The sequence below is a fragment of the Flavobacterium sp. genome, assembly GCF_027483985.1.
Taxonomy (GTDB): domain Bacteria; phylum Bacteroidota; class Bacteroidia; order Flavobacteriales; family Flavobacteriaceae; genus Flavobacterium.
This window is the reverse complement of record NZ_JAIXTJ010000050.1, coordinates 129,896-151,779: the sequence shown is the minus strand read 5'-3', so window position 1 is coordinate 151,779 and position 21,884 is coordinate 129,896. Positions and strand designations below refer to the sequence as shown.

Here is a 21,884-nt window from a genome sequence, read left to right as displayed (position 1 = left end):
ATTTGCAAGGTTTTGTGGCAAGCTAATTTTAAATATTTGCCCCGACACTAATTTTTTATTTATGAAAGAAGAAATAAAAGCCTATAATAATGTTTTGGAATTGATAGGAAACACACCTCTTATTAAGCTGCATAAAGTAACCGAGAATTTAGAAGGTAACTTCTATGCCAAAGTTGAAGCTTTCAATCCAGGACATTCTTCAAAAGATAGAATTGCATTATACATTATTGAGGAAGCTGAAAGAAAAGGTATTTTAACTCCAGGCGATACCATCATTGAAACTACTTCGGGTAATACAGGATTTAGTTTAGCAATGGTTAGTATCATCAAAGGATATAATTGCATATTAGCCGTAAGTTCAAAATCGTCTAAAGACAAAATTGATATGCTTCGTAGTTTAGGAGCAAAAGTTTATGTTTGCCCAGCACACGTATCTGCAGATGATGAACGCTCTTATTATAATGTAGCCAAACGTTTGCACGAAGAAACTAAAGGTTCTGTTTATATCAATCAATACTTTAATCAATTAAATATTGATGCGCATTACTTAACAACTGGACCAGAAATTTGGGAACAAACTTCAGGTAAAATCACGCATTTAGTTGCTTGTAGCGGAACAGGAGGAACAATTTCTGGTATTGCAAAATTTCTTAAAGAAAAAAATCCAAATATTAGAATTCTTGGTGTTGATGCCTTTGGTTCGGTTTTGAAAAAATACCACGAAACCAAAGAATTTGATAACGATGAAATTTATCCATACAGAATTGAAGGTTTAGGAAAGAACTTAATTCCAACAGCTACCGATTTTGAATCAATAGATAAATTTATGAAAGTTACCGATGAAGAAAGTGCACATACTACAAGAGAAATAGCTAAAACAGAAGGTTTATTTGTTGGATATACATCTGGTGCAGCTTTACAAGCGGTGAAACAATTCGCAGAAGAAGGTGAATTCACATCTGAAAGTAATGTTGTGGTAATTTTTCCAGATCACGGTTCAAGATACATGAGTAAAGTATTTAGTGACGATTGGATGAATGAACAAGGGTTCTTTGACAGTATCAATGCCGAAGAAGTACAAAAAATAGAATTTATCAAGTAATAGTTTGCTTTTTATATAAAAATAAAAACTCCAATATAACATTGGAGTTTTTTTATGGCATTGAATACCGAATTTCTAAATTATTTTAAAAAATAAATGATTTTTAAATTTTCTTTTTTACTGAAATGACATAGGTACAAAACGGATGATTATTTATATTGATATGAAAATCATACAAACCAGCTTTGGCGAAAGAATACTTTATTTTTAGTGTATCATTTTTCAATTGTTCTATTTTTGGTTTAATGAGTTGCGTATTTTTTCCAGAATTTATTTGAATATAAATAGTATTTACATCAATTCCTTTTAAATCTTTAACGATGAAATAAAGTTCTTTGCTTTTTTCTACTTCCAAACGCATTAAAGCTGGTTCCATTGGGAAAATGGAATATTTATAAGCATTATCATAAATAATTGGCGAATTAAAAAAATCGGATATCGGTATACTATTATTCAATAATAACCAAGAACTATCATTTGGTAAATGATCTTTTGCAAATAATTCAGGTGTTGCTAAAAAATAACCATCATTGTAATCAAATTCAAAAGCATAATTTCCCAAATTAAAGGCTCCACTTGACCAAGTAGCATCGCACAAATACCACTTATCGTTGAGTTGAACCGCATTCCAAGTATGATTTGGAAATTTCAATTCAGAGGTTGCTGTATTTTCATTTCGACCATAACCATCAACTAGTTCACATTTAATATTAGCCAAATTTGCTAAGTTTTTTTATCAAATAGGCATAACCAGTACATATCGTTTTCTTCTCTTTTAACAATTTTATAAAGACTTGTTTGCTAAACCCAGCATTCCATTTGTATTGTTCTATAGTATCCTTTTGAAATTTTACTCTTTTTGAATGATTTTTTCTATAACCGTAATAATCATTTTCAATATTGGTGCAAACCCAGGTATAAATGGCTCTAAATTTCTCAACATCAGAAGTCAAACTGTTAGTAAGATTATAGGCCAAACCTGGCAAATTGGATAAATCAGCACCTTTCAAATTCAAAGCAATTTTATCTGCATTTTCAAAATTAACCGATTTAAAATCTGATAATTGAGCTTCAATATTTGTTTGAAATAAAAAGAAAAGCGCTGAAAAAAACCACTTAGTCATTTGTAAAAAGAGATTTTATTTTCTGAAAAACGGTGCGTTTAGATTTATAAATTTTATCAGTTGAAACTTCTCCTAACATTATGCGCTCATAAGTATCAAGCTTAATATTTAAATTGATAGTATCCGATTGATTTTGTCTTGAAACTTTAATTTCTTGATTTTTATATCCAATATAAGACACTATTAATACATCATCGGTTGTTAATTGTTGCGGAAATGTAAATTTGCCTTGCGAATTGGTTTGAACACTAATGTTTTTATTTTTTACGTAAATATTTACATCTGCCAAAGGTCCAATTTCATTAGAAACTATACCCGAAACTGTAAATTTATCATTTGAATCCATTTGATTTGACTCTTTAGAAACTGCAGTTTTTTCTTTTTGTACTACTTCAGATTTACTACTTTTTTCTTGTGCATAACTCGTAGTAAAAGCCAATATTGATAGGAGTGAAAGTCCAAAAATACTAGAAAGAAAAGGATTTAGTTTTTGTTTAGCTACATCCGAATAACTTTTTAATTGCGAATCGAGAAACAATCCACAGGTTTTAACTTTTTGATCACTAAAGTATTTGATAATTTCTTCATCGCTCATTTTAGTGAAATCAATTACCGATTTATTACAAGATTTGCAGAAACCTCCTTTTTCAGTTTTTGAAAAAGTATTGAAATTTTCAGAGCATGGTTGGTTGATTTGAATGTTAATTTTTTCCATCTTTATACTATTTAGTTTATTATATAGAGATGATTTTTAAAAGAAAGGTTGGAATAACAATCAAAAAAAATTATTGATATAAAAATTGCTATTTTGAAAAGTGATAATTATTTGTTTTAAAACACTGAAAATCAAACAAAAAAAAAGAGTCCGAAATGATATCGAACTCTAATTTATTTTTTGCTATTTATATAAACTTATTTTTTTCTAATGATATCCTCTAAAACGGCTTTTGAAGGATAATTGATAACTCTTAAGGTAATCGTATCGTTTTTTACAGTTTTACCTTCAATAATGTATAATTTCCCTTTTTGGTAAGTAACATTACTTTTATCAAAGTCTACATCACCATAGGTTAAAGTATTTTTAATATCAATGGTATCAATCCAATCTTCAGATAATTTTCTTGATGCTTCAATACTATAATTAAAAGGTTTATTTCTTAAATCATTTAAAACACGAGCATTGGGAAAATAATTGCAACGCGTATCTTTCCCAGTTAAAACAAGAGCCACCACAAATGAGCCCAAAACGAATCCAACTAAATAATAGGCTAATCTTTGATAAAATTTCATTTTTAATTTTTTTGCAAATGTAAGCTAAACTCGATGATCTAGACAATAATTATGATTTAAAAAACTATTAAATTGATATCGCTATCAGGTAAATTAAACCAATCACCAATAGCTTTGTTGGTCAAAATTCCGTGGTACAAGTAAATGCCATTTTTCAACCCTTTATTGCATCTAATAGCACTTTCTATTCCACCATCTTCAGCAATTTGAAGTAGGTAAGGAGTGATGATATTACTAATTGATAACGAAGCAGTTTTCGAATATCTAGAAGGAATATTGGGTACACAATAGTGAATTACATTACTTTTAATGAATGTTGGTTTTTCGTGTGTTGTAATTTCAGAAGTTTCAAAACAACCTCCGGTATCGATGCTTACATCTACAATCACAGCACCTTTTTTCATATGTTCAACCATAGTTTCCGTAACTACAACTGGACAACGATCTTTTCCTCTCATTGCACCAATGGCTACATCACAACGACGAAGTGCTTTTAACAATGATTTGGGCTGTATAGTAGAAGTAAAAACGCGTTGATTTAAATTATTTTGAAGTCTTCGTAATTTTGTAATTGAATTATCAAATACTTTTACGTTAGCACCAAGACCAATTGCCGTTCTTGCAGCAAACTCTCCAACAGTTCCAGCACCAAGAATCACAACATCTGATGGTGGCACTCCAGTAATATTTCCGAAAAGTAAACCTTTACCAAATTGATTGTTAATCATTAATTCAGCAGCAATTAATATCGATGCTGTTCCTGCAATTTCACTCAATGATTTCACTGCAGGATAAGAACCATCTTCATCTTTTATATATTCAAAAGCAAGTGCTGTAATTTTTTTTCTAGTTAATGCTTCGAAATATTCTTTTTTTCTAGTTTTTAATTGAATAGCTGAAATTATGATTGCATTTTGGTTCATCATTTCTATTTCAGTCATAGTTGGTGGTTCAACTTTGAGAAGCATTGGGCACGAAAGCACCTTTTTGGTATCGTTAGTGATTTCAGCACCAGCATCACTATATTCTTTATCAGTATAACTAGAACTTTCTCCTGCTCCAGCCTCCATCATCACACGATGTCCGTGGGAAGTTAGTGAATTTACAGCATCTGGAGTCAAGCAAATACGTCGCTCTTGGTAGCTAGTTTCTTTTGGAATACCAATAAATAATTCGCTTTTATGACGAGCAATTTCAAGTTTCTCTTCTTGTGGTAGAAGTTGTTGTTTTGTAAAAGGTGTAAGTGACATAGTTACAAATGAATTATGGCACAAGTTACAAAAAATATGATAGTAACAACTATTGTAAAATCAAAATTATACACTAATCTAGGTCAACGTTAAGTGTCTTTTTCCGTCGGGAAGAATTTCTATTTTAATAATAGAATGCTCGTCAGGAATAAGGTTCGGAATGTTTTCGGCCCATTCTATAAAACACCAATTGCCAGAATACAAATATTCATCGATTCCCATATCTAAGGCTTCTGATTCTTTTTTTAATCGGTAAACATCAAAATGATAAATATACTGATTATTAGCTATATGATACTCATTAACTAAAGAAAAGGTTGGGCTACTTGTTGCGCCGTTTACACCCAATGTTTTTGCTAATGATTTAATCAAGGTTGTTTTTCCAGCACCCATATTACCATTAAAAAGCAAGATTTTTTTAGGATTTTCTGATAGCACTTTTTTTGCTACTTGATCAATTTCATCTAACGAAAATATAATTTCCATATGTTGTAGTATTCAATTATTTAGTAATCAGTGTTGCAAATTTAGTCGATACAACACTGATTACAAAAAAAATTATCGCGGATTAAATACTAAAAACGGTACGATTACTTCTTCTAAGGAAATTCCACCGTGTTGATAAGTATTTCTGTAGTAACTTACATAATGATTGTAGTTGTTGACGTAGGCTAAAAAGTTATCATTTTTTGCAAATATGTAAGAACTACTCATATTTATAGCAGGTAAACCAATAATCTTCGGATCTTTTACAGCATAAACATCCTTGTCTTCATAGGTTAAACTTCTTCCAGTTTTGTATCTTAAATTCAAACTAGTGTTTTTATCACCAATAACTTTAGATGGATTTTTTACGTTAATCGTTCCGTGGTCTGTTGTAATGATTAATTTGAATCCTAACTTTTGACCTTGTTGAATAATATCTAACAACGGAGAATTTTTAAACCAACTCAAAGTCAACGAACGATAGGCTTTATCATCGGATGCTAATTCTTTAACAACATCCATTTCAGTTTTTGCGTGAGATAACATATCTACAAAGTTATACACGACTGTAACTAAGTTATTGTCTTTAAGCGCACGAAAATTATCTGCTAATTTTTTTCCGGCCGCAATATTTGTGATTTTAAAATAATCTTGTTTTATGTTCAATCCTAATCGCTTTAAATGCGCTGTTAAAAACTCAGCTTCAAATAAATTTTTTCCGCCTTCTTCCACATCATTTTTCCAATATTGTGGAAATTGTTTTTCCATTTCTAAAGGTGTTAACCCTGAAAAAATAGCATTTCTAGCATACTGCGTTGCTGTTGGAAGAATAGCATAATAAGGTACTTCTTTCTCTAATTTATAATAATTATTGACCGTACTTTCCATTGCTTTCCATTGGTCGTATCTTAAATTATCAATAACAATAAAAAGTACAGGCTTGTCTTTTTTAACTAATTCAGGAACAACTAATTCTCTAAATAACGTATGGGATTGAATAGGTTTATCTGCTTTTGGAGCAAACCAATCTTCATAATTTCGTTCGATAAATTTTCCGAATTGTGAATTAGCTTCTACTTTTTGAGACTCTAAAATTTCAATAAGATTGGTGTCCTCAATATTTTCTAATTCTAATTCCCAGAAAATTAGTTTTTTATACAACTCAATCCAATCTTCATAGGAATTAACCATTGAAAGTTCTAAAGCAATTTTTCGAAATTCCTTTTGATAATCAAGTGTTGTTTTTTCAGATATTAATCTTGAATGATCTAAATTCTTTTTCAAACTCAATAATATCTGATTCGGATTTACGGGTTTAATCAAGTAATCGGCTATTTTAGAACCAATTGCTTCTTCCATAATATATTCTTCTTCACTTTTAGTAATCATAATTACTGGTGTAGAAGATTTTTTTTCTTTAATCTCTTGTAACGTATCCAATCCGCTCATACCAGGCATATTTTCGTCTAAAAAAACAACATCAAAATTGTTTTCAGCAAAAACATCGACTGCGTCTCGACCATTATTACAAGTGGTTACTTCATAGTTTTTCTTTTCTAAAAAAAGTATGTGTGGTTTCAACAAGTCAATCTCGTCATCAACCCAAAGTATTTTTATTTTGTCCATAATGGTAATTAATTTGGTGCAATTTACTATTAATAGAACGATAGATGTATTAAAATTATTGTAAAATAATTAGTAATAAATAATTTGATAAATGGAATACTAAAATTGACTAAATTTGAAATTTAAAATAAATATTATGATAGTACTAAAACGATTGTCGCTTATTACATTGGTTTCTTTAGCAGTTGTAAGCTGCGATAAGAAAGAAAAAGCCTTTGTTGATCCACTTTTAACTAACAGAGATACAACAATTAATCCATCAGATGATTTTTTTAATTATGCTAATGGCGGATGGTTTAAAAAACACCCAATTCCATCTTCTGAAAGAAGCAACGGAATTTTCAGAATGATTCAAGATACTATCAACAATCAAATAAAATCTATTTGTGAAACCTCTGCCGAAGCTGGTGCTGATAAAGGTAGTAACAAACAAAAAATAGGCGATTTTTATGCATCTGGAATGGATTCTGTTGCAATTAATAAAGCAGGAATTACGCCATTGAAAGAGGAGTTAGCAAAGATTGAAGCAATAAAAGATGTACCAAGTTTATTAAAAGAAATTGGTCATTTACATACCATTGGTTCTGGTGCTGGATTCGGATTTTATGTAGGACAAGATGATAAAAACAGCTCTAAAAATGCTATATTCTTGCAACAAGGAGGTTTAGGTTTAGGACAAAGAGATTATTATTTTAACACCGATGAAGAAACAGTAACTATTCGAAAGGAATACGTAATGCACATTGAAAAAATGATGCAATTAATTGGTGTAAAAAACGATGTTGCAATCAAAAACGCGGCTTCAGTTATGAAACTTGAAACGGAATTAGCTAAGGCGTCAAGAAAGTTAGAAGTACTACGTGATCCAATTAAGAATTATAATAAAATGAGCGTGGCGCAATTGAATGCAATAACAACTAATATAGATTGGAATGCTTCATTGAAAGACTTCGGAATTGCAAAAGCCGATACAATAATTGTTGGTCAACCAGAATTTTATAAAGCTTTTAATGGGATGCTAAAATCATATTCTATTGCCGATTGGAAAACCTATCTAAAATGGGATTTAGTTAATACTTATGCGTCTTATTTAAACAAAGAAATTGAAGATCAAAATTTCAAATTTTATTCTACAGTCTTAAGTGGTATTAAAGTACAAAAACCACGATGGAAGCGCATTGTTGAACAAACTGATGGTGCTTTAGGTGAGCTTATCGGTCAAGTTTATGTTGATGAATATTTACCAAAAGGAACTAAAGAAAAACTTCTTGAAATTGGTAATAACATTCGCGATGTCTATGCTGTTAGAATCAAAAATCTTGATTGGATGAGCGAACCAACTAAGAAAAAAGCTTTAGATAAATTGAGCAAAATTGTTATGAAAGTTGGTTATCCTGATAAATGGAAAGATTTGAGTTCGGTAACAATTGAACGAAATGAGTATCTAAAAAACATTATGGCTGTCAACAAATGGTCTTACAATTATATGATAAATAAATATGGTAAACCAGTTGATCGAACTGAATGGGGAATGTATCCACAAACCTATAATGCCTATTACAATCCGAGCAATAATGAAATTTGCGTACCTGCGTGTAATATAATCGTACCCGGATATGAAGGAAGAATGCCAGATGATGCTATTTTATACGGAATTATTGGTGGTTCAACTTTTGGACACGAAATCACACACGGTTTCGATGACCAAGGAAGTCAATATGACGATAAAGGAAATTTAAACAATTGGTGGACTGCTGAAGATTTGAAGAAATTTAAACAAAAAACAGCTTTAATTGTTGCGCAGTATAGCAAATTCAAAGTAGGCGATAAGAATGTTAATGGCGACGCTACACAAGGCGAAAACATTGCAGATTTAGGTGGAGTAGTTATGGGATATGAAGCTTTTAAGAAAACAAAGCAATATAAAACCAATGAAAAAATTAGTGGTTTAACACCTGACCAACGTTATTTCTTAGCCTATGGTTATGCTTGGATGGTTAATGGAACCAAAGAGTATTTATCGCAACAAGTAATGACCGATGTGCATTCTCCAGCAAAATATCGAATTAATGGTCCGTTGGCCAATATTCCTGAGTTTCATAAGGCATTTAATATAAAACCAGGCAGCACAATGTATCAACCTGATTCCTTAAGGGTTGTAATTTGGTAAAAATTAAAAGAAATTAGTAAAAGAAAAGGCACAATTATTGTGTCTTTTTTTGTTTAAAATTCAAAATGAAATTTGTTATCTTCTTATTGTTAGTAACGCTTTTTTCTTGTTCAAAATCAGATAAAATTACAGCCAATAAAGTTGTTGGTATTCAAATTTATGATGGATTTCCGAAAGAAAAAGCTAAAGTTATAGCTCAAGAAATATTCAAATTTTATAAAATTAAAACAATTGTTTTATCAGAAATTGAGTTGCCCAAACGAGCATATGTCACAATTAAATCACCAAGATATAGAGCTGATAGCCTAATCGCAATTCAAAACAGAACTATAATTGATAGTTTAGATTTCGTTTTAGGAGTAACGGACAAAGACATTTCAATTACTAAACATAATAAGCAAGGAAAAATTAAAGAACCCAAATGGAAATACAACGATTTTGGAGTTATGGGATTAGCGTATTGTCCTGGAAAAAGCGCCATTATTTCGTCATTTCGACTAAAAAATAAAGACAAAAAACTTGAATTGACAAGACTTAAAAAAGTTGCTATTCACGAGTTTGGTCACAACTTGGGCTTATCTCATTGTTTAAACAAAAGTTGTGTTATGACCAGTGCTTCAGAAAAAATTAGTACCATAGATAACGAAAAAATGCAATTGTGTGAGAAATGCAAAACACAATTGAAAATTTAAAGTAGGCTCATAATTTAAAATGTGTTTTAAATAATACTTGAAAATCGTATATTAGCATATTAAATTATTTTTATGAAAAAAAGTATTGTTGCTTTAAGTCTTGTTTTACTGATGGCATCTTGTAAAAAAGAAGAACACGTTAATACAGATTCAGAATTTGAAAATTATAAAAAAACCTTTGTAGACCATCTTTGGAAAATGAATCCAGGTTGGGCTTCTAGTGTAGGTTTTCATAAATATGATAGTGTTTTGGTTATTCCAAATGCTGATTATTCTAAGAAATTGGTAGATTTTGCTAAAGCCAATTTAGATTCGTTAGAAACTTTTTCGGTAGAAAATTTATCCGATAATAATAAAACGGATTTTTACATGATTAAGAATTATGCTGAAAGTTCTATTTTTTCAATAAACGAATTAAAATCTGATACTTGGAATCCTTCTGATTATAATGTATGTGGTGCTTTCGCAGAAATATTAAATGGAAATTACGACACTTTAGAAACTCGATTGAAAAATTTCGGAACTAAAATGAACAATATTCCGGCTTATTATGAAGCTGCAAAAAAGAATGTTAAAAATCCAACAATTGAGCATACACAATTGGCTATTGATCAAAATTTGGGTGGTATTTCAGTATTTGAATCCGATTTAAAAGCATCATTAGATAAAAGCCAATTAACTGAAACAGAAAAATCGGCTATTTTAATAAAAGCTAAAAAATCAGTTGAAGCTATTAAAAGTTACGTTGCTTGGTTGCAAAAACTAGAGCACAAAACACCAAGATCATTTCGATTAGGAAAAGAATTGTACGCTAAAAAATTTGATTTTGATATTCAATCAAGTTATTCAGCCGACGAAATTTATCAGAAAGCAATCAATCATAAGAAAGATTTACATCAAAAAATGTATGTTTTAGCGGATAAATTATGGTCAAAATATTTAGGTTCAGCTCCGAAACCATCAGATAAATTGCAAGTTATTCGTCAAGTTATTGATAAAATATCATTGCAACATACAACGCCAGAAAAATTTCAATCGGAAATCGAAAAGCAAATTCCAGAGCTTACGGCTTATGTAAAAGCTAAAAACTTACTGTATATTGATCCATCAAAACCTTTAGTCGTAAGAAAAGAACCTGATTATATGGCTGGTGTTGCTGGCGCATCTATTTCTTCGCCTGGACCATATGACAAAAATGCTAATACGTATTACAATGTTGGAAGTATGTCAGGTTGGGACACAGAACGTTCTGAAAGTTATTTGCGAGAATACAACGATTATATATTACAAATTTTAAACATTCACGAAGCCGTTCCTGGTCATTACACCCAATTAGTTTACAGCAATCAATCGCCAAGTATTATCAAATCTATTCTAGGAAATGGCGCAATGGTTGAAGGTTGGGCCGTTTATACCGAACGAATGATGTTGGAAAGTGGCTACAAAAACTCCGACGAAATGTGGTTGATGTATTACAAATGGAACTTACGAACTACTTGTAATACGATTTTAGATTATAGCGTTCACACCAAAAATATGTCGAAAGAAGAAGCAATAAGTTTGTTAACCAATGAAGCCTTTCAGCAACAAGCTGAAGCTGATGGCAAATGGAAGAGAGCTACTTTATCACAAGTGCAATTGTGTTCTTATTTTACAGGTTACACCGAGATTTATGACTTTAGAGAAACCTTAAAAAAGAATGAAGGCGACCAATTTGATTTAAAGAAATTCCACGAAAAGTTTTTAAGTTATGGCAGTGCGCCTGTAAAATATATCAAAGAATTGATGCTGGATAAAAAATAGAACACGTTCTATTAATTTAGTGGATTATTTGAGTTATTTCAGTAATTTGATCATCAATTTATCTCTGTCTAGTTAGATAAAGGTATTTGAATTAAATTTTAAAAATGAATAGAACACAATGATCTAAACAACTGTCCAATTGAAATAATTGTAGAATCACAAAATCGTTCAAGTTAAATAAATAAAAACCAACAATGAAAATAAATATTACAGTACTATTAAAATCTAAAATAGAAACAGCCGACAAACTAAATGCATTACTAGAAGGATTAGTTGAAAAATCTAGAAAAGAAGAAGGTTGCATTCAATATGATTTACATCAAGATGTCGAAAACTCAAATGTTTTTATTTTACATGAAGTATGGCAAAACAAAGCAATTTTTGACTTACATAACTCACAAGAATATGTAAAACACTTTTTCAGCAATGTACCTGAATTACTTGGCGAAAAACCTCAAATTATTTTCACTAACAAGATTGCTTAAATAAAGGAGTTCAAACAATTTTGAACTCCTTTTTTTTATAAAATTTTCTTCACTAACCAATAAACTACAATAAAAACAATTACGGTTCCAAAGCAACCAAATTTTGTTTTCTTGGCGGCAAAAAATGCTGCGATGAATGCAATTAAGTTTTTCATACTATCTATTTATTTGATTAATACATCTATTTTTTGTGCTAATTGATAATCTAAATCCGTAATTTCATTTTTATCGTGTGTAAATAATGAAATTTCTAATTGAAAAGCTTTATGAATTTTACAATCTGGATGATGATTCATTTCATCAGCAACTTTCGCAATTTTCAAAAGGAGTTCAACCAACTCAGTTTGTGATTTGAACTTTAAATTAGTTACTAATTTTCCGTTTTTGGTTTCCCAATTAATATGTTCCATTTAATAGTGCGCCACCAATGGCAGATTTAGCTTCGATTCCTAATTTTTTCATCATTTCATATGTTGTGCAAACGGCAGCTGATGTTACAGGAATACCACATTCTGCTTGAATTAAATCAATAGCTTCGAGTGATGGCATTTGCACACAAGCCGAAACCACTAAAACATCAACATCAGTTAAATCCAATTGTTTATAAATTTTTAGCAAGTTCATCGGATTTTGAGCTGCAACTTCCAAATTATCGGGAATTTCTAAAGCTATACTTTCTTTAACTTTTATTCCTTGATGTTCAATGTAATCAACAACCATATCCGTTAATGGACGCATGTAAGGTGTTATGATTGAAATTTGTTTAGCACCTAAAACTTTCAAACCATTAATCAAAGCTCCAGCTGATGTTATAATTGGAGTAGGAAAGTCGTTAGCAACAGTTTCCTGATGCAAATTAACTTCTGAAACACAATGATAACCTCGTCCCATACTCATAATTGCTACCAAACAAGCATAACCCATAACATCAACATGAGCGTCTGAAAGTTCTTGGGCGCATTTCAAACTCATAGCATCCATAGCTTCCAATTCTTCTTTGGTTACTTTTTTCATTCGCATTCTACTGCTATGAAATGTAAAGCGTTCAGGCAAAATAGTTTCGCGTGAACGGAAGATTGCTGGTATTTCGGTTTCCATCGTTACGTTTGATGATGGAACTATTTGTCCTATTCTGTATTTCATTTATGTTTATTTAACCGCAAAGACACGAAGGTTTTCGCAAAGTTCGCAATGTCTATTTTCTTTTCTCTTTATTCTTAAATTTAAATCTCTTTGACTGTATTCACAATCGTTCCAATTCCTTCAACAGTTGCTTCTACAACATCGCCATCATATAACCATTCTTGAGGATTTCTTCCTGCGCCAACACCTGCTGGAGTTCCTGTTGCAATTATATCACCTGGTTCTAAAGTGAAAACGGTACTCAAATCTTCAATTAAATCATTAATATTAAACAACAAGAATTTTGTATTTGAATTTTGCTTTTCAACACCATTTACTTTTAAAGATAAATTTAAATTATGCGGATTTTCGATTTCATCTTTAGTTACCAAAATCGGTCCCATTGGTGCGAAAGTGTCTTGTCCTTTTGAAACAATCCATTGTCCTTCACGACGGCAATCACGAGCGGAAATATCATTGATTACTGTGTAACCAAAAACATAATCCATTGCCTCAGCTTTTGGAACGTATTTTCCTTTTTTACCAATAACCACTGCCAATTCAACTTCCCAATCTAGTTGTTCGGTTAGTTTGGTGTTTTTTATGATTTCTGTATTGGTAGCCGTTACTGTTGTTGGAGGTTTTGAAAATATAATCGGTTTTTGAGGTAGTTTTCCGGTAGTATCTAACGTTCTTGCGCTTTCGGCAACGTGTTCAGTATAATTTAAACCAATACCGATAATGTTCTTTCGTGGTTTTTCAATAGGAGCAAGGAAGGTTACTTCGTCAATTTCATAAGAGATTTCATCGAAAAACGATTGCTCTGTTTCTGCAATCATATCGTTAAGTTCTTCGACCAATTCAAATCCCATATCAATTAAATCCAACATATTGTCGGGCAAAGGAAAATTAGATATTTCTCCAAAATCTTCCATATCAATTACTTGATTGTTGTGTAAGAAGCCTAATCTTGGTTCTGTATCTTGTGTTTTGTAGGTAAGTAGTTTCATTAGTTTTCGATTTTTAATATAAAGGTAGTGTTGTCTTTTCTTAAAATTTCCATTTCGTATGAAGGATTTGACTTTATAATTTGTCTAGCTGACATAATATCACAAATATTCATTTCTTTAAAATTATAGTTATTCAACCGAATAATCTCGTCTCCAAAATTAATTTCTTTTTGGTATTCTTTATTCCAAACATGACCGACAATAATTTTATTATCTTTAAATGAAGTACTTATTACCGGTGGTTTTTCATTTAAAGTAATATCATTTTCTGCCTCGAAATAGAACTTTTTATTTTTAAAATCAATTATTATATCGCCGTATTTCAACAAGTCTAATCCTATTCTGGAATTGTCATCATCAGTAGTTTCTGTAATAATATTTTCAAAAGAAGTTGAATTAATTTTCATCTTATTAACTTGCATAAGTTGTTGCTCCTTTTCGTCATTAACTCCAAAAAGACCTATACCTGAAACACCACTGCTTTGAGCTATTTGCGTTAAAATTTCTTCTTTTTGAAAAACTGCATTGGCTCTATTTGAAATATCATAAAATCCATCCATTCCAGTATCTAATAAGGCATACTCAGTTGCTATAACATTATTCTTTCCCGCTAATTCTAGCTCAATAAAGGGAGATTTTTGTTCTTGAACCAATTTTAATTTAGTTGGTTTTGCTTTAGTTTTTAATTTTCGAATGTCGTCGGTTAGAATTATCTTTTTATTTTTTAAACTAATTTTTACAATTGAATTTTGTAATAAGTTACTTCCGATAAAACCATCGATTTTAAAACATTTAAGTAGAGGATGATTATTTAAATCAGAAAGAACTGCAACTGTGTTTTCAAAATTTAAACCATTAATTTTTATAGAATTTACAGCAACCAAACTCATTTCTTGCGATTTATTGTTGGCATCTAGAATTAAAATATTTTGTTTGTCGCTAGTTTTCAGAGCTTCATATACTGTATTTGAAATTAAATTTGGTGCGCCAGTGTCTAATAAAAACTTATATTCATTGTTATTTATGGTAACAGGAATAATGATTTTTTGCATTACAAGTTCAAAATTTACTTCTTCGTAATAGCTTTTTTGATTTATTTTCCCTTGAGAAAGATTAATCTTTTGTGAAGCTACTGAATTTGCTATAAAAAAAACTAAGATTATATAATTGAGTGTTTTAATCATTATTGCCTATTTAATTTTCAAAAATATTATTTGATAAATTATTACTTATTATTGACAAATTATTAAATTGCTTGATGTCCATCATTTTCTTCCAAATCTCTTGATTGATATAATCCCAAACTTTCAATTACTGGTAAATCATTGAAATTAAACAAACAAGCCTCTTCAGTGTTTGATAAATTGTGGTGTTCATGCCAAGCCCAACTTGGAACACAAAAAATATCTCGTTCTTTCCAATCAAATCTTTTGCCGTTGATTATGGAAAATCCTTTTCCTTTAGCACATTGATATACAAATGAACCCGTATGTTTGTGTGCTTTTCCTTTGAAACCTGCTGGTAATAATTGCATCGCCGCACCCATAGTTTGCATCACGTGTCCGCCAGTTAACGGATTGGAATATTGCATAAAAATTCCATCAAACGCATTGACTTCATTTACTTTTTGAGCTTCTAATAAAGCTGGATAAACATTTATCCAAGAATATTTGAATAAAGGAGAATAAGGTTTATCCCAAGTTTTATCAGCCGGAATCAATCCTGCACAACCGTAAGTTATTGGCGAATAATTTAATGGTTTTATTAATTCTTGTTTGCCATCGTAAACCGCATAATCGTTAGCTTCTAATGCATTAACTAGTGGAATATCCAAACCATCTTGCCAAATGCACGTTTTTCCGCCTTCTTCAACGCCGTGTTCGTGCCAAGTTGAATTTGGAGTAATCACAAAATCATTGACTTCGAGCATAATTTTATTGCCATCCACAACAGTATATCCTTTTTCACCTTCCATAATAAAGCGTAGGGCAGAAGCACGATGACGATGAGCCGATGTGCTTTCACCCGGACGTGTAACTTGAATTCCTGTGTACAACCAACCAACAGCAGCGGAAACGTCTTTTCGTTTATCATTAACTAAATAAACTACGGGTCTTCCTGCTTGTTCTGGTGTAACTAATTCAGATGATTTTAAAACTAATTCGCGTAAATCATCATATTTCCAAAGCATTGGAACCGATGAACTTCTTGGTTCCCAAGGTTCAATATCATTGGCAACAGTCCATAAAGCACCTGCGCCAAGCGTTTCTAATTCTTTGTAATAAGCTTCTAATTCAGGTGTATCTTGAACTCTTGCTCTACCTATTTGATCGTCTGAAAATTTATCTTCCATTTTATAAATTTTTTATTGCATAAATGCTTTTAAAATATTTTCTCGATAGTCTTCATCTTTTTCATTTAACTCAAGAATTTTATTAGTTAAATCTATATTGATATAAAATTCAGAATATAATTTTATTTCATCTGAATCATCATAGAAAACTTTAAATTTAAATTTACCTTTTTCTAATTTCGCAACATAATTATTTAAAGGAAAAACTGTGTATAATAATTTTTGATTAGTAAATTTTTGAATACTTTGGATGCCATATAATGAAGAAATTGCATATATAAAATTATCACTTTCTTCTCCAATTCCAACAATTGCTAATCCTTCTTGAACAAACCTTGTTTCATCAATTTTATCATTATTTATTCCAGGTTCAATATTGTCAATAATAAATAATCTAAAGCCAACAACCAAATTTTCATACTTTGCTTTGCAAACAAATGTCCAAATATTATTTTCTATTTTGCTGCTTTCAACAATATCAAAAACCAAATCTTTCCAACTATCTTCTTCAATTTGATTTGAAGTTATATTTCTCAATTTTTCATTAGAATTACTTCTAAAAATATTTTTGAAAAAACTCATTATACTATCTTTTATTAAACTCCTCGTGATTATTAATAAACGTAATTTTTCGAGTTGGAGCAATATTTACTCTTAAATCAAAAATATCAAATCTATTGTAATGTCCGAGAATGTCGTGCATTTGTTTAGGTTGAATGCATTTTTCAAGATCAATATCAGCGTAAACCATTCCTTCATCGTCAATCAAAGGTTCACCAATTACAGCACCATTTGGACCAATAAATCCGGAAAATGCAGAGTTTTTTCTAGTTAAAAGTTCATCAACATTGGGGACGTCTTCTCGCAAAGCGTCTTTAATTTCTTGTGAAATTGTAGAACACGAGACAATTGTAAATAATTTTCCTTCAAATGAATGAGCTGCTGCACGAATTTTAATTGCCTCTGCCATATCATAATCTGGTGGTGCAACTGGAAGTGAAATATAATTAGCAATGTGAATTAGTTCGCCTTGTGAAAGTAGTGTAAAACGTGCTAAAGTATTTGTGTTTTCTCCACAAGCTAAAGTTCCAATAGGACCAATTTCTGTATTATAAACTTTTAAAGAAGAACCATCACCGCTTGTCCAAGTTAATTTTTCTGCCCAAGTTGGAACTAACTTTCGGTGTTTTCCAATTAATGTTCCGTTGTTGTCTATGATTAAGTTGGTGTTATAAATTTCACCATAACTATCACCACGTTCGTTGATTCCTATTACGATGTGTATATTGTTGTCTTTTGCAGCTTGAAACAACGGTTGCATAGTTTCATCATCTGTTTTTACAGAACATTTGTATAGTTTTTCATACCATTTGCTTCCTTGAACTGGTGTCATAATCCAATTCCAATAAGGATAACCAGCGATGAAAACCTCTGGAAATGCAATTAATTGTACTCCGTTTTGACTGGCTTCTTTGATAAAAGATATAGCTTTATCAATTGTTTTTTCTACGTTTAAAAAAACTGGTGATGTTTGAACTGCGGCAGCTTTGAATTTTATAAAGTCCATATTTAATTTTTTAGAACACAGATTAAAGAAATTAAAGAAATTAAAGAAATTATTAAAATTTTTATCTGTGAAAATTTTTCAAATTTCTTCGATCTGTGTTACTTTATATAAGTTCGTATTTTTTTATTTTCTCTTTCATTTCCTCATTAAAAGGTTCTGCTTTGATGCTTTGTCTGTCTTCTTGGATTTTTACGTTTACCAAAGTTACTTCGCCTTCTAAAACGGTTTGTTCGTTTTGATTACCAAATTGAAATCCGCAAATTATTGATGACGTTTTCAATTCCTTTACCCAAAGTTTTTTGGTTAGAGTTTCTCCAATTCGAGCAGCATTTTTGAATTGTACTTTCAAGTCAACTGTTGGAATTCCGTTAGTTTCGTGCATTTTGGAGAAAGGTCGTTCTAAGGCTTCTTCAAACCAATCTTCTACTAAATCATTAAGCATTTCAAGAAAACGAGGATAGAACACTATTCCAGCGTAGTCAATGTGTTTGAAACGGATTTTTTCTTGTTTTATGAAAGGTTGGCTCATATTGCTTAACAATTGAAGATTAACGATTTTTGATTGTTGAACAAATTAAAATTGCTCACTACTTGCTTTTCTCCAAAAATACAAAAATTCTTTCGGAACTGTACTTTCAAATAACAAACAACCGGTTTCTAATTCGGGAAATATTTCGGCAAAGGTTTCTACTTTGTTACGGTCGATTCTTGTTGTGATTACGTCACGAGTTACTTCATCAGGATGCGATAATCCTGCAGATGCCATTAAATCCATTGCAGATTTTACGGTTTCGTGTTGGAAACGTGCTACACGAACGCTTTTTTCTTCAGGAACTAATCCTTTCATTAAATCGGGATTTTGCGTCGCAACTCCAGTAGGACAAGTGTTGTTGTGACATTCGAGCGCTTGAATGCAACCCAAAGCAAACATCATTCCGCGAGCTGAGTTACATAAATCGGCACCTAATGAAAGTGTGCGTACAATATCAAATCCTGTAATGACTTTTCCAGAAGCAATAATTTTAATTTGATCTTTGATTCCGAAACCGTTTAATGAATCGTAAACAAAAGCAATTGCGTCACGCAAAGGCATTCCAACGTGATCGGAATATTCTTGTGGTGCTGCACCAGTTCCACCTTCGCCACCATCGACAGTGATGAAATCTAAATAAGTTTTGGTTTCGACCATTGCTTTGCAAATCGATAAAAACTCCGATTTATTTCCGATGCAAATTTTGATTCCGATTGGTTTTCCTTCCGAACCTTTTCGTAATAATTTTACAAAATCCATTAATTCTAAAGGTGTTGAAAAAGCAGAGTGCGTTGGTGGTGACAATATATCTTTTCCTTTTGAAACCAAACGAATGGCTGCAATTTCATCGGTAACTTTTTCTTTAGGTAAAATGCCACCGTGACCAGGTTTTGCTCCTTGCGAAAACTTAATTTCAATCATTTTGACATTGTCTAAAGTGGCTCTTTTTTCATATTCGTCGTAATTGAATTTTCCTTCATCGGTGCGGCAACTGAAATAACCTGTACCGATATTCCAAACGACATCACCACCTTGAAGATGATAAGGAGAAAGTCCGCCTTCGCCAGTATTATGATAAAATCCGCCTTGTTTTGCTCCATTGTTCAGTGCTAAAACGGCATTTTTACTTAACGAACCAAAACTCATCGCACTAATATTAAACATACTTGCATCATAAGGTTTTGTACATTGAGACGAACCAATATGAACTTTAGGATTTTCATTTACTTTAGAAAAAGGAATGGCACGAATACTATGATTAATCCATTCGTAACCGTCTTCGTAAACATCTAATTGTGTTCCAAAAGGCATAGAATCTGATTCTTTTTTGCTTCGTTGGTAGACAATACTTCTTTGCAAACGGTTGAAGGGTTTTCCGTCTAAATCGGTTTCAATGAAATATTGGCGCACACCTGGGCCGAGACTTTCAAGCAAATAACGCATTCTACCAAGTAAAGGAAAATTTCTACGAATGGTTTTTTTGGATTGAAACATATCATAAAATCCCATTAAAATCAAGGGTAAAAATATCAATAACAGAAAACTGAATTTCCAATTGATATAAATTAGAATTCCAGTTAAGGAAAGAATGGTGATGCTTATTATTAGGAACGCTTTTCTCATTGTATTATAATTATGGACTATTTACTAATCACTTTTATTAATTTTTCAACTTAAATCGTTGGATTTTGCCTGTTTCTGTTTTTGGTAAATTTTCTATAAAATTTATAACTCTCGGATATTTATATGGTGCAGCTACTTCCTTGAACCAATGTTGAATATGACTTTTCATTTCGTCTGTAGCTTTAGTACAATCTTTTAAAACGATATGGGCACAAACTAACATTCCTCGGTCTTCATCAGGCATTCCTACCACAGCACATTCCAAAATATCATCGTGGGTTAAAAGTACGGATTCTACTTCAATTGCGGCAATATTATAGCCAGAAGAAATGATCATATCATCGCCACGAGCTACAAACCAGAAATAGCCTTCTTCATCTTGACGGAAAATATCACCTGTAATATTCCAACCGCTTTCAACATATTCTTTTTGTTTGTCGTTTCTATTCAAATATTTACAACCCGTAATTCCTCGTATGGCCAATCTTCCAGCTTCATTTCTTGGCAATTCGTTTCCTTTAGTATCAATTATTTTAGCTTCATAACCTGTAATTGCTTTTCCTGTTGCGCCAGGTTTCATATTTTCTTCATTTGATGAAATAAAAATATGTAGCATTTCAGTAGCTCCAATTCCGTCAATAATCTTTAATCCTGTAGCATCATACCAATCTTGCCAAACCTTTAAGGGTAAAGTTTCACCAGCAGAGACGCATTTGCGCAAGCTGGAAATATCAAAATCTTTAACTTTAGTTGTGATGATTCTCCATGCAGTTGGTGCTGTAAAACAAATAGTGATTTTATAGTCTTGAATAGCTTTTAATAATAAGTCCGGACTTGGTTTTTCAATCAAAAATGTAGAAGCGCCAAAATACATTGGAAACAAAACCAATCCGCCTAATCCGAAGGTAAATCCGAGTGGTGGACTTCCTGTAAAAACATCATTTTGAGTTGGTTGTAGAGAATATTTTGGAAAACATTCGCAAATATTCAAAATGTCTTTATGAAAATGAGCTGTCATTTTGGGTAAACCTGTGGTTCCTGATGTAAATCCGATTAAGGCAACAGCATCTGATTTGGAATGATAATTATCAAATGCTTTGGGTTTAGAATCCATCAATTTTTCTAACTCTGAATTACCATAGAAACAAGTTTTCTTTAAAAAATTTGATTGTATCAAATGGATTTCTTCTTCTAATTCTTTGTCGCAAAAAGCATATGAAATTTCAGCACAATTAATAATGGTAGTTAATTCTTTGGAACGAAGTAAAGGCATTGTTGCAACAACAATTCCGCCAGCTTTTAATATAGCAAACCAACAAGCCACCATCATTGGATTATTAGCAGAACGAATTAGCACTCGATTACCTGATTTCAAACCTAAATCATCAACTAAAACGTGTGCAATTTGATTGGCTTTTTCATATAAATCTTGATAAGTCCAAGTTTCTTCAAATGTTCTGATGCAAATAGTATTGCCACGACCATCTTTAATGTGATTATCCAATAATTTTTCCACACAATTCAGCATTTCAGGATGTTGAAATTGTGGTAAATCAGTAAAAACATAATTAGGTTTTAAGTCTAAACTTGGTAGATTTAGGTGTGCAAAATTATCTTCGTAGTGTTTCATTTGAAAATTCCAATTTTAA

General features: G+C 31.4%; 22 protein-coding genes. 5 read left to right on the top strand and 17 right to left on the bottom strand.

The window, feature by feature from the left end; genetic code table 11:
• Window positions 1–61 precede the first annotated feature (61 nt).
• Window positions 62–1,102: a PLP-dependent cysteine synthase family protein gene (locus Q0050_RS13065; protein ID WP_298396619.1), complete on the top strand. Its 1,041-nt coding sequence runs from the start codon at window positions 62–64 to the stop codon at window positions 1,100–1,102.
• 103 nt (window positions 1,103–1,205) lie between these two features.
• On the opposite strand, the gene Q0050_RS13060 is transcribed toward Q0050_RS13065, so the two are convergent.
• The 7 genes from Q0050_RS13060 to Q0050_RS13030 form a co-directional block, all read right to left on the bottom strand.
• A complete protein-coding gene (locus Q0050_RS13060) occupies window positions 1,206–1,820 on the bottom strand; it encodes a hypothetical protein (RefSeq protein WP_298396615.1) in 615 nt (204 codons plus the stop codon).
• Entirely contained in the window at window positions 1,813–2,226 is a 414-nt protein-coding gene (locus Q0050_RS13055) for a hypothetical protein (RefSeq protein WP_298396613.1), read from the bottom strand. Before Q0050_RS13055 ends, Q0050_RS13060 begins: the two co-directional genes overlap by 8 nt.
• Entirely contained in the window at window positions 2,219–2,941 is a 723-nt protein-coding gene (locus Q0050_RS13050; protein WP_298396610.1) for a carboxypeptidase-like regulatory domain-containing protein, read from the bottom strand. Before Q0050_RS13050 ends, Q0050_RS13055 begins: the two co-directional genes overlap by 8 nt.
• Before the next feature lie 197 nt (window positions 2,942–3,138).
• A complete protein-coding gene (locus tag Q0050_RS13045) occupies window positions 3,139–3,516 on the bottom strand; it encodes a DUF4258 domain-containing protein (protein WP_298396607.1) in 378 nt (125 codons plus the stop codon).
• 56 nt (window positions 3,517–3,572) lie between these two features.
• The gene (locus Q0050_RS13040) at window positions 3,573–4,766 is read right to left on the bottom strand and encodes an alanine dehydrogenase (RefSeq protein ID WP_298396604.1); all 1,194 of its coding nucleotides are present in this window, start codon (window positions 4,764–4,766) and stop codon (window positions 3,573–3,575) included.
• A 78-nt stretch (window positions 4,767–4,844) separates the two neighbouring features.
• Complete coding sequence (gene tsaE / locus Q0050_RS13035) at window positions 4,845–5,252, bottom strand: tRNA (adenosine(37)-N6)-threonylcarbamoyltransferase complex ATPase subunit type 1 TsaE (RefSeq protein ID WP_298396601.1); 408 nt, start codon at window positions 5,250–5,252, stop codon at window positions 4,845–4,847.
• 72 nt (window positions 5,253–5,324) lie between these two features.
• Entirely contained in the window at window positions 5,325–6,878 is a 1,554-nt protein-coding gene (locus Q0050_RS13030; protein WP_298396599.1) for a bifunctional response regulator/alkaline phosphatase family protein, read from the bottom strand.
• A 136-nt stretch (window positions 6,879–7,014) separates the two neighbouring features.
• Here Q0050_RS13030 and Q0050_RS13025 point away from each other — a divergent pair, with 136 nt between their 5' ends.
• From Q0050_RS13025 to Q0050_RS13010, 4 genes are all read left to right on the top strand, one after another.
• Complete coding sequence (locus Q0050_RS13025; RefSeq protein WP_298396595.1) at window positions 7,015–9,048, top strand: M13 family metallopeptidase; 2,034 nt, start codon at window positions 7,015–7,017, stop codon at window positions 9,046–9,048.
• A gap of 65 nt (window positions 9,049–9,113) precedes the next feature.
• Complete coding sequence (locus tag Q0050_RS13020) at window positions 9,114–9,740, top strand: matrixin family metalloprotease (RefSeq protein ID WP_298396592.1); 627 nt, start codon at window positions 9,114–9,116, stop codon at window positions 9,738–9,740.
• A gap of 72 nt (window positions 9,741–9,812) precedes the next feature.
• The gene (locus Q0050_RS13015; protein ID WP_298396589.1) at window positions 9,813–11,543 is read left to right on the top strand and encodes a DUF885 domain-containing protein; all 1,731 of its coding nucleotides are present in this window, start codon (window positions 9,813–9,815) and stop codon (window positions 11,541–11,543) included.
• A 194-nt stretch (window positions 11,544–11,737) separates the two neighbouring features.
• The gene (locus Q0050_RS13010) at window positions 11,738–12,028 is read left to right on the top strand and encodes a putative quinol monooxygenase (RefSeq protein ID WP_298396587.1); all 291 of its coding nucleotides are present in this window, start codon (window positions 11,738–11,740) and stop codon (window positions 12,026–12,028) included.
• A gap of 164 nt (window positions 12,029–12,192) precedes the next feature.
• On the opposite strand, the gene Q0050_RS13005 is transcribed toward Q0050_RS13010, so the two are convergent.
• From Q0050_RS13005 to Q0050_RS12960, 10 genes are all read right to left on the bottom strand, one after another.
• Complete coding sequence (locus Q0050_RS13005) at window positions 12,193–12,438, bottom strand: 4a-hydroxytetrahydrobiopterin dehydratase (protein ID WP_298396584.1); 246 nt, start codon at window positions 12,436–12,438, stop codon at window positions 12,193–12,195.
• Complete coding sequence (locus tag Q0050_RS13000; RefSeq protein ID WP_298396582.1) at window positions 12,425–13,171, bottom strand: Asp/Glu racemase; 747 nt, start codon at window positions 13,169–13,171, stop codon at window positions 12,425–12,427. Before Q0050_RS13000 ends, Q0050_RS13005 begins: the two co-directional genes overlap by 14 nt.
• 80 nt (window positions 13,172–13,251) lie before the next feature.
• Complete coding sequence (locus Q0050_RS12995; protein ID WP_298396580.1) at window positions 13,252–14,160, bottom strand: fumarylacetoacetate hydrolase family protein; 909 nt, start codon at window positions 14,158–14,160, stop codon at window positions 13,252–13,254.
• Entirely contained in the window at window positions 14,160–15,344 is a 1,185-nt protein-coding gene (locus tag Q0050_RS12990; RefSeq protein ID WP_298396577.1) for a retropepsin-like aspartic protease, read from the bottom strand. Before Q0050_RS12990 ends, Q0050_RS12995 begins: the two co-directional genes overlap by 1 nt.
• 62 nt (window positions 15,345–15,406) lie before the next feature.
• Window positions 15,407–16,513 carry a cupin domain-containing protein gene (locus tag Q0050_RS12985; protein ID WP_298396574.1) on the bottom strand — a complete coding sequence of 369 codons (1,107 nt, stop codon included), beginning with the start codon at window positions 16,511–16,513 and terminating at the stop codon, window positions 15,407–15,409.
• Between the two features lie 12 nt (window positions 16,514–16,525).
• Window positions 16,526–17,095 carry a hypothetical protein gene (locus Q0050_RS12980; protein ID WP_298396571.1) on the bottom strand — a complete coding sequence of 190 codons (570 nt, stop codon included), beginning with the start codon at window positions 17,093–17,095 and terminating at the stop codon, window positions 16,526–16,528.
• 4 nt (window positions 17,096–17,099) lie between these two features.
• Window positions 17,100–18,080: a carbon-nitrogen hydrolase family protein gene (locus Q0050_RS12975; protein ID WP_298396569.1), complete on the bottom strand. Its 981-nt coding sequence runs from the start codon at window positions 18,078–18,080 to the stop codon at window positions 17,100–17,102.
• 103 nt (window positions 18,081–18,183) lie between these two features.
• Window positions 18,184–18,609 (bottom strand): thioesterase family protein, encoded by a 426-nt coding sequence (locus Q0050_RS12970; RefSeq protein WP_298396567.1) that lies wholly within the window; start codon window positions 18,607–18,609, stop codon window positions 18,184–18,186.
• A 45-nt stretch (window positions 18,610–18,654) separates the two neighbouring features.
• Complete coding sequence (locus Q0050_RS12965; RefSeq protein ID WP_298396564.1) at window positions 18,655–20,235, bottom strand: FMN-binding glutamate synthase family protein; 1,581 nt, start codon at window positions 20,233–20,235, stop codon at window positions 18,655–18,657.
• Between the two features lie 37 nt (window positions 20,236–20,272).
• The gene (locus Q0050_RS12960; protein ID WP_298396561.1) at window positions 20,273–21,865 is read right to left on the bottom strand and encodes an AMP-binding protein; all 1,593 of its coding nucleotides are present in this window, start codon (window positions 21,863–21,865) and stop codon (window positions 20,273–20,275) included.
• Window positions 21,866–21,884 lie beyond the last annotated feature (19 nt).

Excerpts from the sequence above, each read along its gene's own strand:
- Q0050_RS13065 (WP_298396619.1), top strand. The coding sequence starts at position 62 with ATGAAAGAAGAAATAAAAGCCTATAATAATGTTTTGGAATTGATAGGA.
- Q0050_RS13055 (WP_298396613.1), bottom strand. The coding sequence starts at position 2,226 with ATGACTAAGTGGTTTTTTTCAGCGCTTTTCTTTTTATTTCAAACAAAT.
- Q0050_RS13050 (WP_298396610.1), bottom strand. The coding sequence starts at position 2,941 with ATGGAAAAAATTAACATTCAAATCAACCAACCATGCTCTGAAAATTTC.
- Q0050_RS13045 (WP_298396607.1), bottom strand. The coding sequence starts at position 3,516 with ATGAAATTTTATCAAAGATTAGCCTATTATTTAGTTGGATTCGTTTTG.
- Q0050_RS13040 (WP_298396604.1), bottom strand. The coding sequence starts at position 4,766 with ATGTCACTTACACCTTTTACAAAACAACAACTTCTACCACAAGAAGAG.
- tsaE (WP_298396601.1), bottom strand. The coding sequence starts at position 5,252 with ATGGAAATTATATTTTCGTTAGATGAAATTGATCAAGTAGCAAAAAAA.
- Q0050_RS13030 (WP_298396599.1), bottom strand. The coding sequence starts at position 6,878 with ATGGACAAAATAAAAATACTTTGGGTTGATGACGAGATTGACTTGTTG.
- Q0050_RS13025 (WP_298396595.1), top strand. The coding sequence starts at position 7,015 with ATGATAGTACTAAAACGATTGTCGCTTATTACATTGGTTTCTTTAGCA.
- Q0050_RS13020 (WP_298396592.1), top strand. The coding sequence starts at position 9,114 with ATGAAATTTGTTATCTTCTTATTGTTAGTAACGCTTTTTTCTTGTTCA.
- Q0050_RS13015 (WP_298396589.1), top strand. The coding sequence starts at position 9,813 with ATGAAAAAAAGTATTGTTGCTTTAAGTCTTGTTTTACTGATGGCATCT.
- Q0050_RS13010 (WP_298396587.1), top strand. The coding sequence starts at position 11,738 with ATGAAAATAAATATTACAGTACTATTAAAATCTAAAATAGAAACAGCC.
- Q0050_RS13005 (WP_298396584.1), bottom strand. The coding sequence starts at position 12,438 with ATGGAACATATTAATTGGGAAACCAAAAACGGAAAATTAGTAACTAAT.
- Q0050_RS13000 (WP_298396582.1), bottom strand. The coding sequence starts at position 13,171 with ATGAAATACAGAATAGGACAAATAGTTCCATCATCAAACGTAACGATG.
- Q0050_RS12995 (WP_298396580.1), bottom strand. The coding sequence starts at position 14,160 with ATGAAACTACTTACCTACAAAACACAAGATACAGAACCAAGATTAGGC.
- Q0050_RS12990 (WP_298396577.1), bottom strand. The coding sequence starts at position 15,344 with ATGATTAAAACACTCAATTATATAATCTTAGTTTTTTTTATAGCAAAT.
- Q0050_RS12985 (WP_298396574.1), bottom strand. The coding sequence starts at position 16,513 with ATGGAAGATAAATTTTCAGACGATCAAATAGGTAGAGCAAGAGTTCAA.
- Q0050_RS12980 (WP_298396571.1), bottom strand. The coding sequence starts at position 17,095 with ATGAGTTTTTTCAAAAATATTTTTAGAAGTAATTCTAATGAAAAATTG.
- Q0050_RS12975 (WP_298396569.1), bottom strand. The coding sequence starts at position 18,080 with ATGGACTTTATAAAATTCAAAGCTGCCGCAGTTCAAACATCACCAGTT.
- Q0050_RS12970 (WP_298396567.1), bottom strand. The coding sequence starts at position 18,609 with ATGAGCCAACCTTTCATAAAACAAGAAAAAATCCGTTTCAAACACATT.
- Q0050_RS12965 (WP_298396564.1), bottom strand. The coding sequence starts at position 20,235 with ATGAGAAAAGCGTTCCTAATAATAAGCATCACCATTCTTTCCTTAACT.
- Q0050_RS12960 (WP_298396561.1), bottom strand. The coding sequence starts at position 21,865 with ATGAAACACTACGAAGATAATTTTGCACACCTAAATCTACCAAGTTTA.